Here is a 14,301-nt window from a genome sequence, read left to right on the forward strand (position 1 = left end):
GCGTTAATTACACAGGTACACAAGAAGTTACATATACATATGAAGCACCAGTTCAAAACAATCCAACAGAAGTACAAGATCCAACTCCAGGACCAACTGGAACAGGACAAAATTCAGATCCAACAAAAAAACCATCCGAAGGTGGAGGATCGCCCAACAACAATCCATCTGGAAATAACGGCGGCGGAGGAGGAGCTCCTCAAGGAGAACAACCAACTAAACCAGCAAAAAAACAACTTTCTGAAATAATAAAAGTAACAAATTTAGACAATATAAATTGTTCAGACATAGACAAACCAACTGAAAAAGAAGTTTTAACAGCAGTTAAAAACAAAAACGCTGAGGTCGATTTAAATCAAGTTGAAATAGAATTTGACCAAAAAAACTTAAACAAGCAAGCAACAATTAAAGCTAAATCAGATAGTTCTGTTTATGAAGGATCTGTTGTGGTAACTTATATTACTCAAAAAGACGTGGCAATACAGGATGGAAAAAAAGACATCATTACAGGCGATATTCCTACTATTTCAACCAACAATTCCACTCCAAGAAACAATAATGTTAAAAACCAAAACAACGGTGAAAAACCTTTTTATAAAAAAATATATTTTTGGGTATTTTCTATAATAACTATTCAAGCAGTAGTGATTACTGTCGTTTATACGAGAATACAGAAGAAAAAAGCAATTGTTTCTTCGTTCAAAAAAGAAAACAAAAACAAAGTGGAAAGATTCAAAAAAAGTAAACTTAAAAAATAACTTCTTTTTTCCATCTTTTATTGTTTAAAAAAACCATCATTAAAAAAAACTTTTAATGATGGTTTGATCCCAATTAAAGATTTATGTTTAATTATTACAATTATTCCTTTCTTTTAAAAAATTTAAAAAAATATGATCGTCCAAAAAAAACATAAATCACTATTTAAAAAAATTAAACCAGATGAGGTTATCTTTTTAAATAGTGATTTTTTTACATTCTTTTATTAAAATTCGTTTAAGATGAAGATAAAAAAATATGAAAAAACACCTCACGCCTTTAAGGTATCCTGGCGGCAAATCTAAATTATACTTATTTATCACTAAATTAATAGAAAATAATTTCTCTTTTAAACCTGTCTATGTAGAAGCTTTCGCAGGCGGAGCTGGATTAGCTTTTCAATTGTTATTTAATGAAAAAGTATCTGAAATTTATTTAAACGATTTAGACGAAAATATTTATGCTTTTTGGGCAAGTGTTTTATACGAAACCAACGCCTTAATTTCTTTAATAGAAAAAACCGAAGTTAATGTAGAAACCTGGCGCCAACAAAAAGCTATTTACAAAGATAATAGTTGTAATAAAACGACCTTGCAAAAAGGTTTTGCTACTTTTTTCCTCAATAGAACTAATCGTTCCGGCATTCTAAGCGCTGGTCCTATGGGAGGTTATGAACAAAAAGGTAATTATAAAATAGATTCCCGTTTTAATAAACCTCCTTTAATCGCTTTGATTCGTCAAATAGCGTCTTTCAAAGATAAAATTTTTTTAAGTAATTTAGACGCTAAAGAATTTATCGCTTCTGTTGATGCTCAAAAAGACAATTTGTTGTTTTATTTAGATTCTCCTTATTTTCTTAAAGGCGCTAATTTATATCCACATTTCTTCAAGGAACAAAACCATATTGAATTATTCGAAGTCTTAAATAAATTACGTAATAAATGGTTGTTAACTTATGACGATCATGAATTCATCCATTCTTTATACCACGATTATAACCCTTCTTTTTTTGATCTCAATTACAGCGTTCAAACCAAAAGAGTAGCTCAAGAAATACTTATTTTCAGCCATAATTTTATTAAGAAGTTTTAACGGATAAAAAAGCTTTTTTAACCACTTTAAAAGCTTTTTTATTCAAAAGCTTAATATAACCATTAAAATGGTCCTTTCTTTGAGATATGGATATGTTTTAGCCTTTTAAGAAGTAAATATTTGGTTTTTATGTCGAAGCATGTTATAATATAATCGTACAGGAAGATAAAAACACATTATAAAAAAAATAAAAGAAAATAGAGGTATATATTTTTGTTTCATCAAAAAACAAAAAATAGTTATTTATTTTTCTTGATGTTAAATGCTTTTTTATTAATGACTTTACCTTTTTTTACACAGAAAATTTTTGCTCAAAACAATGAACAACCTAATCAAACTCAAAATACAACAAATAAACAATCTAATCAAACGCCAAATACACATAATGTTAACGTACAAGACGATGTCCCATATGTTGTAGAAACTGTTAATAATTCTTTCAATGACAAAATGAACATAGGAATGGCTAAAGTTGTTGATGAATTGAAAACTTATGCCATGGCTCAACACAGCGATAAAACTTCCAAAAAAATGATTCAAAACGTAGTAAATGATATGCTTTCCAATTATTTAAATATAGATGAATGGGCTGAAGTGGAAACTGATTTTTTTACAGTTTTTCCATACGATGGCGATTGGATGAAAAGTATAGTGGTTTCTATGCTAACTAACGTTGGTAACAATACTGTAGCGATGATGAAAAAAGCTTACAAAACTAGTTATACATTTGTTTTTGATGCTTTCACTAAAGACATGGATGATGCAGTTGCCGATACTATAAGCACTTTATGGCCTTCATTTGCTAAATAATTATCCCCAAGATTAATGAATTTTTAAAATATTAATGATATTTACCATATCAATGATATTTACCATTTTAGAAATAAAAAAACTATTTATGAAAAAGATATTTCATAAATAGTTTTTTGTTTTATATGGGAGGATTTTTTTTAGTGGGAATTGATCTTGAAATTATATTCCCCTTCAATTGTTAATAATTTTTTTGAGAAGTTATTTTAGGCAAAAAGATGATTTAATTCTTCTATTTCGTCGGCTTTTTCGATTAAAGCATTAGTAATAGAAGATAAATCTTTTTTGATTTCTTCCTTTTCTTTGGTTAATAATTTAATCTTTTTCTTGTAAAAACATAAATGATGGTTTTTTTTAATGATTTGTTGTTGATTTTCTTTAATGATCGATTCTTGGGTTTGAATAATATTATTTTTTTCCTTCAAGGAATCGGTTAAAATTTGTATCCTGTTTTCGATAAATGGTTGCTTTGTGTGATGTTCGCTTTTGGTGTGGCAAAAATAAACCATCATACAAGAGAAAACCAATAATATCCAACAGAAAGAATAAATTCTTTTCATAAATTAACGTATATATTACCTTTTTTTAAAATATCATCGTATAATGATTAAATTTATAGATGATTTATTCCATAGAAAAATACCCCATATCAAGAGTATTTTTAACGATATGATCTTATTTGGGAGGATTTTGCAGCAAGTCTTTAATTTCCTTTAATAAAGCTACTTTTTCTTGTTCTAATTGTTTTATTTCATCGTTTTTCAGGTCTTTTATATTAGAAGGGGTCTTAGTTTGTAAATGTTTTTTACCATGATACACAAAAATATAAATAATGAAAGCGACCATAAAAAATTCAAAAACATTTTGTAAAAATTTACCATAATTAATAGCGTTCTCTCCGTCTCCTAAACGTATTTTTAACTCATTTAAAGTAAATTTACCATTAAATAACCAAACAATAGGCGGCATAATAACATCAGTAGATAAGGAACTCACCATTTTGGTAAATAACTGCCCCATCACGATGGCGATAGCTAATTTAATCACATCCCCTTTATTGATAAAAGACTTAAAACCATCTTTAAAATCTTTTAATTGATGTAAATATTTATTTTCAGACATGATAATTTTCCTTCTTTTTTTATAAATTGATAAAAAGAATCACATATTTTCATTTTATTGTATCGGTGTGCGCTCAAAAAATCAAAAAGTTACAAAAAAAATATATAAAAATAATAATAATTTGTTAATTTAAAATAAATATGCTACAATAATATTGTATCATTAGTTTTTTAAGTTATTTAAAAATAAAAAAGAATAAAAAGGTGAAATTTACTGTGGCGAATGAAACTTGGACAAGTATTCTTGAGAATTTAAAAGAAAATTGGGTTCCATACTTGATTGTATCGAGTATTATTTTGGCTGTACCACTTCAAAAACTAATTAAGTTATTAATGCGTTTTGTTTTGTTTCTTTTGAATTTTTTCTTCGGAGAAGAAAAAGAAAAAAACGATGTTAATAACGAAAATCCGCAAATTTCAATTCAAAATCAATTATCAGATGATTTATATAAAAATAAAAACTTATCTTTAATAGAATTAACTATTTTAGATATGCAGAGAAGAAAAGAAGAAGAAAAAAATTCCAGAGAAAAAGATAAAGATATCGATTTAATTAGGTTAGAATTGTACCAAAGCAAATTAGAAAGCAAAATGGAATTAAACCAACAACAAAATTTCTTTGAAAAAGAATTATTAAAACAAAAATTAGAACTTTTAGAAAAAGAATTATTGAAAAACAGCATTAAAAATAGTTTTAATTTTAACGGTAACGAAAAAAACCAAAGAAAGAACGATCATTCTCATAATAACCCTTCTAACAATAATAACGGCAATAATTCACCAGAAGGGGAAAATGTTAACGAAAAACCTATTGACCTTTCTTTCATCGAAGAAACGATCAATAAACAGATTCCTGAAAGTTTGAAAAAAATATTTGACCAATTAAAAAACGTTTCGGAAATGCAGTTGTTTATGTTAAATAACATGCCGATGAACGACAATTCTTTTTCTTATTATGATGATCAAAAAAACGCCTTATATATCGACCCGAAAGATTTACCTTTCGTGAAAACCCTTTTAGTAGATAAAACAAATAAACAATTAAAAAATTAACCTTTCTATAAATAAAAAAAATTCAAAATATAATTATTTTGAATTTTTTTTATTTTTAAGGATTATTTCAATTCTAAATATTGTTTTTCTTTTTGCGGTTCTGCAGGTTTTTTCTTGATAGTGATTGTTAATAAACCATTATTCAAAGTGCCATCAATATCTTCAATAGAAAATTCTTCACCTATGTTAAAACTACGCTTAATAATGCCTCTCATTCTTTCTTGTTTTAAAAAGTTAACTTGAGGTTCGCTTGCGTTTTTTTTAACGTCTTTTGATGGGTTTTTTGAGTCCGGATGAGCTTCAACCATTAACCATCCTTCTTCTAAACTGATTTTAATATTTTCTTTTTTAAAACCAGGCAGTTCGCTAATTAATTCATAATGTTGTGGATATTCTTTAATATCGGTTCTCATCCAAGAAGAAGAATTTTCACCTAAAGAAACGCTTTTCCACTCATCTAATAAATTTTCTAATAAATCGTTTTTTCTATCAATTACATTAACAAACATTTTTATATTTATCTCCTTTTTTTATCATTTGTTTTAATATTATTAATAATTTCCTTTTTATTATAACAAATCATTTTGGCAATGTCAAGAGGAGAGTGCTAATTTATTTTTTTAACATTATGTATTATTTTTTAATTATTTTTTTTAAAAAATAATGTATAATAATAAATGTTGTTATTTGATACATTATTTTTTTGGATGTATTTTTATGGCGGTTGTGGCGAAGTGGTTAACGCAGCGGCTTGTGGAGCCGACACGCGTGGGTTCGATTCCCATCAGCCGCCCCAATTTATTATTTTATCTTTATATCTTTTGTAGGCCCATAGCCAAGTGGTAAGGCAACGGACTTTGACTCCGTCATTCGTTGGTTCAAATCCAGCTGGGCCTGCCAATATTAACAACATAAATACGACAACTTTAAACTAATCTGCGGGTGTGGCGGAATGGAAGACGCACTAGACTTAGGATCTAGCGCTTTTGGCGTGCAGGTTCAAGTCCTGTCACCCGTACCATTAATATTAAAAATTATTATTTTAAATCATTTTAAGGGATATGATGTCAACGGTAGCATAACGGTCTCCAAAACCGCTTGTTCGGGTTCGAATCCTGATATCCCTGCCATTTAAATTATCATTAAATAAAAATTAAATTAATACAAAAAAATAATACAAAAAAAGAAAGAAAACTCTTTTAAAGAATTTTCTTTCTTTTTTCTTTTTGAAAGAAAAAACAAGTCTTTTCATAAGACTTGTTTTTAATAATATCTGTTTTAAGGAAAGTTTTTTTAAAAAATAAAATCTTCGTCTTTGAGGCTTTCTGATTTCATTTTTTGGTAACCATTCCCTTTCATGGAAAAGTTATCCATAGTTTTAGTTTCGGTATTAAGTCCGTTTAAAACTACAGGATTAATTTCTTCTTGAGGGAATTTTTGTTCAAAACCTAAATTCATTAACGCTTTATTAGCGTTATAACGAACAAAGGCGTTAACATCTTCTATTAAACCAACTTCTTGATAAATTTCATGTGCTAAAGCTTTTTGCTCTTCATATAAATTATCCAATAAATCATCTAACCATTTTTTTAAATATTTTTTTTGTTCTGGGGAAAAGTTATAATATAATTCTTTAGCCAAACGACCTACATAAACGCCATGAACACTTTCGTCTCGGATAATCAAGTTAATCATTTCTCCGGCTTGCATCAATTGACCTTGACCGTAGAAATATAAAGGATAATAAAAACCACTGTAAAACAACCAAGTTTCAAGAAAAACAGAAGCAACCATGCTTTTCCATTTAATTTCGTTAAAAGTTTTATTATCGCTTTTTTCGGGTTCATATTTATGAAGAACGATTTTTTTTTCTAAATCTTCGTAAATAGCGACAATAATATTTAAAATGTTTTGTAAATTTTTTTGTTCTTCGCCCCAAGCGAATAATTGATTGATCTCTTCTTTATTTAAAAAAGTCATAAAAATATTAGAATAACTTTTCGCGTGAACAGCATTTTCCATTGCCCCCATGAAATTAAGGGTCGCTTTTTTTTGATGTTCGTAAGGTAAGCAAGAACGAAGAATAACCGGCATACCGATATCCCCTTGATAAGTATCTAGAAAAGTCAAAACTAATAAATTCCTTGAATAGGCTTTTTTTGCTTCCAGAGATAGTTCTTCCCAAGCAATTAAATCACTTTGAAGACTGATATCTTCAGGACGCCAAAATTGACTTAAATTTTGTTCATAAAAATATTGCGTAAACTCGTCTTCTAATTTATTCCAATTCGCCCCTTTAAAAAGGGTGTTGTTTTCCTTCATATAAAGACCTTTCTAATTATTAAATTTTTTTAAACAAGATATGATTTATAGCAATTTATAGCTTTTTTTAATTTGTTCTTCTAAAGATTTCGCTATTTCAGGGTTTTGTAATAAAAACTCTTTAGCTTTTTCTTTTCCTTGCCCGATATGTTTATTTTGGTAACTATACCAAGCACCGCTTTTTTGGACTAATTCAAGATCAACCGCTAAATCTAAAATTTCACCTTCTTTAGCGATCCCTTTTCCGTACATAATTTCTAATTGAGCAACTTTAAAAGGGGAAGAAACTTTAGATTTCACCACTTTAACGTTGGAACGAATGCCGATAAAAGTACCGTCTTCTTTGATAAATTCAGACTTTCTAATATCCAGTCTTAAAGAAGCGAAATATTTTAAAGCTTTACCGCCTGGGGTTACTTCAGGACTACCGTAAATTACTCCCACTTTTTCTCTTAATTGGTTCACATAAATCACGATAGTATTAGTTTTCGAAACGATAGCTGATTGTTTTCTCATCGCTTGTCCCATCATTCTGGCGTGAAGACCCATGAAAGAATCACCACTTTCGCCTTTTAATTCGGCTTCCGGCACTAAAGCTGCCACAGAATCCACCACTATTAAGCTGAAATTTTCGCTTTTAATTAGAGATTCAACGATATCTAAAGCTTTTTCGCCTGAATCTGGTTGAGAAATAATGAAATTATCTAAATCGATTCCTATTGCTTTAGCGTAATTTGGGTCCAGAGCATTTTCTACATCAATAAAAGCGACATTTCCGCCTTGTTTTTGAGCTTCCGCTATGGCATGCAAAGTTAAAGTTGTTTTTCCGGAACTTTCAGGGCCAAAAATTTCAATAATACGACCTTTAGGAAAACCACCGATAGACAAAGCAATATCTAAAGTTAAAGAACCAGTCGGAATAACTTGGATTTTATCAGTTTGTTCCGAATTTAACTTCATAATACTCCCTTTACCGAAACGTTGTTCAATTTCTTTAATCGTTTTTTCAACCACTTCTTTATTTTCTTCGTTTTTCTTTACTTCTTGTTTAGTTTTTTCTATTTTAACTTTTTCGTTTTTCACTTTTTCGTTATTCATAATTTTGTTTCATTCCTTTGATTATTTTCGATATATTGTAATATAAATGTTTTTTAGTTATTTAGGTAGAGATAGTTAGTTTTGGTCGAAATTCTCTCTAATAAATTTAAAATTTTTAATTATATATAAAACTCCTGAACCGGCAATTAAAAAAATGTTTATACCTGATAAAACATTAATAAAAACTGTTATCGGCAATTTACTTTCTAAATTCAAAAGTTCTGAATTCCAAATATGCGAGTATATTTGTTTAACAAATAATAAAAAAATAATAGTTATAAAAGTAAAAACAGTTTTTAATTTCCCCAAAACAGAAGCGGAAATAATATGTTTTTTTTCAACAGCGACTAAACGAACTCCCGTAATGATCAAATCTCTGATAATAGTCGCTATCAGAACCATAACAATGCCAGTTTTAACATCTTTATTATCATCGGCTATATTTAATAAAAGTTTACGATTACTTAATAAAAATATGTGAAAAAAAGTGATAATAACAAGCAATTTATCAGCTATTGGGTCAAAAAACTTTCCAAACACTGTTTGTTGATCGAATTTTTTAGCTATATAACCATCAAGATAATCGGTAATAGCTGCGATGATAAAAATCAAATTAAAAAGCCAAATTAGCGTTGTGTTTACGTCATCTGTCTGATTTTTTTTAAAATTTAAAATCATAAACATTAAAGGCAACATGCAAAAAACCAACAAGATGCGAAAAACAGTTAAGAAATTAGCTGATTTTTTGATGATATTTTTCATTCTTTAACAATCTTTCTTTAGAAAATAATAATTATTTAACATATTGTTTTAACATCGTTAAAATATAAAAATTATTTATATAGTAAATATATTATCATATTTTAACGAAAAACATTTAACTTTTAAATATATTTTTTCTAACTTTTTATTTTTTTATTTGATAAGTGTTTTTTTAGTTTACATTAATATTTTACACTAATATAGAATCATTAATTATGTTTAATGCAAAAAATAATTCTTTTTTAAAAAAACAGTGAAGCTCTTTTCTCGCCTGATCAAGATAAAACCATAAATTTAACGATAAAAGCAATTCCTTCTTCTTGCCCCTCTTTTAGTCTATCCCATATACTATCATAAATGATAAAAAAGAACCTTAAAAAGGTTCTTTTAAGCAAAAGATAGATTATATCAATATAACATTAAATTTTATTTTTTAACGTAAGTATAAACACTTAAAGGCATTATCATTTCCGAAATAAACACGAAATTGTGACTTTTTTTAAGTTCCGGCATTTCTCTAGTTGCTGTTTCAAACATTTTAAAACGATAATTCATATATTTAATATTATTTTGGACCACTATTTTTTCAATACTGGTTTTTAAACTTTGAAAATCTTCAGAAGAAAAAATACCAACCGGCAAAGTAGAAACAATACCTTTAATTTGTTGATGCGTTATTTTTTCTTTTTGGAGTAAAGTTTCAAAATGAGCGGCATTTCCTTGAATAACTTTTAAACCAGGAAAACGAGCTTTTAATTCTTGACATAAAAAGTCATCTATTTCCAAGGCTATGATATTTTCTACCCCAAATTTTTCTATTAAATATTGAGTGACGTTACCACAACCAGAACCTAATTCTAAAATTTTATGATTATTTTTTTTGAGCTCTTCTGGGGTTAAATCAGAAACTGTTTGAAAATATTCAGACATTTCTTGTGTTTCAGGGAAAAGGCCGGCTCCCATGGTAGTAGGATTTAAAACCACCTCTTTAGCGTGTAACCATTCTTTCGGTTGAAGGGCTATAAAAGAAACAACCAATAAAAGGGAAAAGAAAAAGACACTTTTTAACCAAAGAAATTTTTTCTTGTTACGTAAAAAGATAACCCCAGCAGTTAAAAAGAAAAAAGCGAGAAAAATTTTACCATAAGCAAGAAAGAGGTTTTTTTGATTATCAGGGTTAATCAATTGTTTAGCAAAAAAACGAGTGCTAAAGATTTTTTCTTCAGACCAATTCATCAATAAATTCACTAAATAGCCATCAAGGAAATAAAGTAAAGGATGAATTAACGTTAAACCCAACATTTTATAATCCGCTTTAAAAGAACCGCTGATAAAATAAAAAATAACAAAACAAATAGGAATAATGATATATTCTAAAAAATAAATAATTAAATTAAAAAAAGGCATCCCTGAAGAAGGGTAAATATTCCAATCCCTAATAAAAGAACGTAAAAAGATAGTGTTGATAATAACGCTCACTAAAGAACATAAAGCAAAAATATCAGTAATACGTTTATTTTTTTGAAAAATCATTAAAACAACAGTCATTAAGATTAAAAAGAGACATTGTTTAGAAAAAGAAAAAAAATAATACCATCTAAATTTAACAAAATTATCTTTTTCTAGTAAAAGATTCAAACTATGAAAGCCACTTAACAAAAGAGTTAGTGCAATCAAAGTCAAAAGTAAAACAGTAAACTTAATTATTTTATGATAAGGTTTTTTAAAATAATCAAGCAAAACACGCATTTTTTTCAAAGATTTAGCTTTCTAACGAGATAAAATGAAGTTTAATTTAATAATACAAAATATTTAGCTTTTAAATATCAATATTATAAATTACATTATCCATTATACCAAATTATTATTTGGTTAATCCAAGACAGTGAAAAGGTTTGAAGACCTTATTATTATTCCTCTAAATGGTTAATTTTTTTAATAATTTGATCGATTTTAAAGTTATTAATCTTATTTAAAACTGTTTTAAAATGACGTTCTAAAATAGTATTAATTTTAGTTTGAATAATTTCATAAGATACAAATAAAGAGTCAGATATTTTTTTAATATTTTCGTTTTCTTTCTGAATCGTCATTAAATTGTTTTCAATATTTTTAAAGGAATGATCTAAGATTTCGTTTTTCATCGCTTGAAAATCATCTTTAATTTCTTGTTCTTTTTTAAACTCTTGTTTGGCTTGAAAATCATTCATAATTAATTCTTTATGTTTACGCCCTAAAGCGGTAATAATATTAAGAAAAACCACTAAATAAGCTGGTCTGATGATAAACATGTTTTCATATTCAGGCACTTTTTTAACGGGAATATCGTTTTCTTGCTCGTATTCTAATTCGCTGACTAAAAGAGCGAATTCTAAATTTTTATTTTGACGATCTTGATCTAATTTTTTAAAATATTGTTCGTTTTTACGTTTTTTAGTTGGAGAAGATAAATTGTTTTTCACTTCGGATTTCATTTCTAAAAGAGCGGAAGTTAAAATTTGATCATCTTTTTTTTCGGCGTTAAAATGGAGTTTATAAATAAAATCTCCTTTAGCGTTATTAATGATTTGGTTATCTTTTATCCAAGTAATATCATTAGCAATTAACAGTTGGTTTTGTACCTCATTATCGCACCATTGTTCTAAATTTTCTCCCACTAATTTAATGTTAAAATTCGCTCTTTTCAATTGTAATTGAAAAATTTCTTGTTCTTTATTGTGTTCGAGAAGCATTTTTTCTTTCTCGTGTTGGTGTCGTAATTCTTTGATTTGTTCTTCATATTTTTGTTGTAAGGAAGATTGTATTTGAGCCAGCTGTTCTTCTTGATAATTTTTACCTAATTCATCTAGATTAATTTCGATAGAATCTCTTAAATCAATTATATCTCCAACAGAACCCTTTTCTTTCAATTCTAATTCATACGAATTTTTAAATAAAACTTTAATTTTTTTCATTTTATTCACCTCTTTATTGTTTAAAAATTGTTTTATGGAAAAATAATTAAGATACAAAGATTAATATTTTATGGTTTCATTTAAATATAACACAAAAAACACTAATTGCCTAGTTTTTTTGATAAAATAATGTATCATTTCTTTTGTCATTAATTTGGTTTGATAACTTGTTTATCTTGTTGATGATAACCATTTGGTGTTATAATATAATAATAAAATATTAAGTTTTATTAGAAATTATTCAATCAATTAAGAAAACATAATTTAATAGGTATGATAACGCTTGTGAAATAGGTATCATAATTAAATAAGCATGATAATGCTTGCAATAAAAGTCCAATTATTATTAAAAAATATAAAAGAAAGGTTGTTATATGAAAGAAAGAAATAAGAACAATTTTTTTAAAAAAATCTCATTAGTTTTTTTTATTCTTCTTTTAATTTGCTTGATTTATTTTCATTTTTCACAAGTTTTTAATACAGGAACTGAGAAAAATTTTTTCTTAAAATGGCTTGAAAAAAAAGCAAATTCACGCCCTGTTTGGGGGGCTGCTTGGCTTAAGTTTATTAGTCGTGGATTATTAGATTTAGAAAAACATCACCCTTACATATTTTTCGCTTTGGAATGTATTTTCTTTATTTTATATATTTGGTTACAAGTTTATTATTTCAAATATAGTTATAAAAGAGGAATAAAAGGCAAAACATTAATTAAAAGGAAAAAGAATTCTTTCCTAGTAGTTTTTAATGTTTTTTGGAACATTATTGCTTTCTTGACTCCTGTTTACCTCTTGGGATATTATTTAGGAATCAGAAAAGAAAAAAAACCTTTTCGTTTATAAATTAATTGGGATATTATTTAGGAATCAGAAAAGAAAAAAAACCTTTTCGTTTATAAATTAAATATCTTAACGAATAGATTTATTCATATTTGAACTTAATCAGGAAGTAAAATAAATAACAAAAGATAAACCATCTGTAAAGATGGTTTTTTTAAGGTCAAAAAGTAAAATTGAAAAAAACATTTTAAGAATTCTACCGAATTTAAAAACCAACCAACAACCTTCAATATTAAAAGCTCGTTTAAAGGGTTATGACAATATGGAAAGTGATGAACAAAAAACCGCTTATCCGCCTTTATTTAAAAACGGTCAAACAGTAGATGAATTTGAAGGAGTGAAAAATATTTGTCCTCAAGGCGCTGATTATCCAGAACGTTTTCAATATAAAGAAGAAAAAGATAAGAATGAAAAAATACTTAAAAAAACATAAAAAGACGGAGTTATTGAAGAATTTGATGAAAAATGTTTGTTAAAAAGTGTTTAATCCTGATGGAAAAATAAACTGTTTATTCAAGGATAATAAATTACAATTCCAACCATTAGAAGATTAAACGATACTTTTTGCTTTGTTCGTTTGAAAATCATTAAGATAAAAAAATTAACCGATATAAAACAAAAATAAGACCATATAAAAGGGTCTTATTTTTTTATCTGCAAAAAATATTGATTTAAGGACGCATAAACTTGTTAAAAGTCTATTTATAACTTCCAAAAACTTATAAATCCTCAATAATAAATGCTTTAAATAAGGATGTAAATTTTAATTCAACACTGTAATTCTTTAAAGTGAAATAGTTTAAAAAAATTAAATTAACTTTTCTCATTATTCCTTATTCGGCGGGTAGCGATGTATTATACCACTGGGAAAAGTTTTTTGAATATTATTTCCTGTCTCAGGATCATAATCATCGATTTGACCATTAGGAAAAATTGTTCTAATATGAACGTTTTTTTCATTATATATTCTAATTGTATCGTTTGATAAAGTTTCTCGAATCAAATTTCCTTTTTTATCAAATGTTCTTTTGGTGCCGAACTTATCATTTTCTATTTTGTCTATTTTTCTTTCTTGCATAGGGTTTACGTTTAATTTCATTTTTTCACCTTCTTTTTTAATGTTTTTTATTACTTTTCTTCTTTTGTTCTTTTGTTATTAAAATAAGCCTTATTATTATTACCGTTGTTAAAGATAAATATACCATTGAGTTCTCCTTTTGGAGAAAAAATTTTAATCCCCTCATCGCCTTTTGAAAAGATATTTCCTATATTATTTTGTTTTAAGTCTTCTATTTTGTTTAAAATTTCTTTAAGTGTTTTTTCAAATTTTGGAACATTGTAAAAAAATTTAAAAAATCCAAAGAAAAAACGCATTATAAATTTAATAATTTCATAAATAAATTTCATCAAACACTTTGCATCCATTTTGCATCCATAAAATCAACAATTTCTTATATATGAATTTCTCCTTTTTTATGTTTTTCTTCTGCCATT

16 protein-coding genes and 4 tRNA genes are annotated in these 14,301 nt (G+C 27.0%); 10 read left to right on the forward strand and 10 right to left on the reverse strand.

What is annotated here, in order from left to right; translation table 11 throughout:
• The 3 genes from HR065_RS00005 to HR065_RS00015 form a co-directional block, all read left to right on the forward strand.
• A partial coding sequence (locus tag HR065_RS00005) for a hypothetical protein (protein WP_218644367.1) occupies positions 1–758 on the forward strand: 758 nt, incomplete at its 5' end.
• A 256-nt stretch (positions 759–1,014) separates the two neighbouring features.
• Complete coding sequence (locus HR065_RS00010) at positions 1,015–1,848, forward strand: DNA adenine methylase (RefSeq protein WP_178733877.1); 834 nt, start codon at positions 1,015–1,017, stop codon at positions 1,846–1,848.
• 213 nt (positions 1,849–2,061) lie between these two features.
• A complete protein-coding gene (locus HR065_RS00015; protein WP_178733878.1) occupies positions 2,062–2,658 on the forward strand; it encodes a hypothetical protein in 597 nt (198 codons plus the stop codon).
• A 206-nt stretch (positions 2,659–2,864) separates the two neighbouring features.
• Here HR065_RS00015 and HR065_RS00020 read toward each other — a convergent pair whose 3' ends face one another.
• Entirely contained in the window at positions 2,865–3,170 is a 306-nt protein-coding gene (locus tag HR065_RS00020) for a hypothetical protein (RefSeq protein WP_244948312.1), read from the reverse strand.
• A gap of 163 nt (positions 3,171–3,333) precedes the next feature.
• The gene (gene mscL, locus HR065_RS00025) at positions 3,334–3,780 is read right to left on the reverse strand and encodes a large conductance mechanosensitive channel protein MscL (protein ID WP_178733880.1); all 447 of its coding nucleotides are present in this window, start codon (positions 3,778–3,780) and stop codon (positions 3,334–3,336) included.
• A 215-nt stretch (positions 3,781–3,995) separates the two neighbouring features.
• Between mscL and HR065_RS00030 the strand changes: the two genes are divergently transcribed.
• Entirely contained in the window at positions 3,996–4,832 is an 837-nt protein-coding gene (locus tag HR065_RS00030) for a hypothetical protein (RefSeq protein ID WP_308704496.1), read from the forward strand.
• A gap of 62 nt (positions 4,833–4,894) precedes the next feature.
• Here HR065_RS00030 and HR065_RS00035 read toward each other — a convergent pair whose 3' ends face one another.
• Complete coding sequence (locus HR065_RS00035; protein ID WP_178733882.1) at positions 4,895–5,341, reverse strand: Hsp20 family protein; 447 nt, start codon at positions 5,339–5,341, stop codon at positions 4,895–4,897.
• A 211-nt stretch (positions 5,342–5,552) separates the two neighbouring features.
• Here HR065_RS00035 and HR065_RS00040 point away from each other — a divergent pair.
• From HR065_RS00040 to HR065_RS00055, 4 genes are all read left to right on the forward strand, one after another.
• Positions 5,553–5,628: transfer RNA gene (locus tag HR065_RS00040), tRNA-His, on the forward strand.
• A 29-nt stretch (positions 5,629–5,657) separates the two neighbouring features.
• Positions 5,658–5,732, forward strand: a tRNA-Gln gene (locus HR065_RS00045).
• A 38-nt stretch (positions 5,733–5,770) separates the two neighbouring features.
• Positions 5,771–5,853: transfer RNA gene (locus HR065_RS00050), tRNA-Leu, on the forward strand.
• A gap of 34 nt (positions 5,854–5,887) precedes the next feature.
• Positions 5,888–5,962: transfer RNA gene (locus tag HR065_RS00055), tRNA-Trp, on the forward strand.
• A 163-nt stretch (positions 5,963–6,125) separates the two neighbouring features.
• Here the strand turns inward: HR065_RS00055 and nrdF are convergent.
• The 5 genes from nrdF to HR065_RS00080 form a co-directional block, all read right to left on the reverse strand.
• Entirely contained in the window at positions 6,126–7,154 is a 1,029-nt protein-coding gene (gene nrdF / locus HR065_RS00060) for a class 1b ribonucleoside-diphosphate reductase subunit beta (RefSeq protein WP_178733883.1), read from the reverse strand.
• Between the two features lie 45 nt (positions 7,155–7,199).
• Positions 7,200–8,252, reverse strand: coding sequence for a recombinase RecA (recA, locus tag HR065_RS00065; RefSeq protein ID WP_178733884.1), 1,053 nt, complete (start codon positions 8,250–8,252; stop codon positions 7,200–7,202).
• 75 nt (positions 8,253–8,327) lie between these two features.
• On the reverse strand, positions 8,328–9,014 hold the full coding sequence (locus HR065_RS00070) for a CDP-alcohol phosphatidyltransferase family protein (protein WP_178733885.1): 687 nt from the start codon (positions 9,012–9,014) through the stop codon (positions 8,328–8,330).
• Positions 9,015–9,440: 426 nt separating this feature from the next.
• Positions 9,441–10,763: an rRNA adenine N-6-methyltransferase family protein gene (locus tag HR065_RS00075; protein WP_244948314.1), complete on the reverse strand. Its 1,323-nt coding sequence runs from the start codon at positions 10,761–10,763 to the stop codon at positions 9,441–9,443.
• 161 nt (positions 10,764–10,924) lie between these two features.
• Positions 10,925–11,968, reverse strand: coding sequence for a DUF2130 domain-containing protein (locus HR065_RS00080; protein WP_178733887.1), 1,044 nt, complete (start codon positions 11,966–11,968; stop codon positions 10,925–10,927).
• A 374-nt stretch (positions 11,969–12,342) separates the two neighbouring features.
• Here HR065_RS00080 and HR065_RS00085 point away from each other — a divergent pair, with 374 nt between their 5' ends.
• Together HR065_RS00085 and HR065_RS00090 are read left to right on the forward strand one after the other, a co-directional pair.
• Positions 12,343–12,810 (forward strand): hypothetical protein, encoded by a 468-nt coding sequence (locus tag HR065_RS00085; protein ID WP_178733888.1) that lies wholly within the window; start codon positions 12,343–12,345, stop codon positions 12,808–12,810.
• A gap of 142 nt (positions 12,811–12,952) precedes the next feature.
• Positions 12,953–13,240 carry a hypothetical protein gene (locus HR065_RS00090; RefSeq protein WP_178733889.1) on the forward strand — a complete coding sequence of 96 codons (288 nt, stop codon included), beginning with the start codon at positions 12,953–12,955 and terminating at the stop codon, positions 13,238–13,240.
• Positions 13,241–13,633: 393 nt separating this feature from the next.
• Here the strand turns inward: HR065_RS00090 and HR065_RS00095 are convergent, their stop codons facing one another.
• Together HR065_RS00095 and HR065_RS00100 are read right to left on the reverse strand one after the other, a co-directional pair.
• Positions 13,634–13,906 (reverse strand): hypothetical protein, encoded by a 273-nt coding sequence (locus HR065_RS00095; RefSeq protein WP_178733890.1) that lies wholly within the window; start codon positions 13,904–13,906, stop codon positions 13,634–13,636.
• Between the two features lie 29 nt (positions 13,907–13,935).
• Positions 13,936–14,232: a hypothetical protein gene (locus tag HR065_RS00100; RefSeq protein WP_178733891.1), complete on the reverse strand. Its 297-nt coding sequence runs from the start codon at positions 14,230–14,232 to the stop codon at positions 13,936–13,938.
• Positions 14,233–14,301: the final 69 nt, after the last annotated feature.

The sequence above is a fragment of the Candidatus Phytoplasma pruni genome, from assembly GCF_013391955.1.
Taxonomy (GTDB): Bacteria; Bacillota_I; Bacilli_A; order Acholeplasmatales; family Acholeplasmataceae; genus Phytoplasma.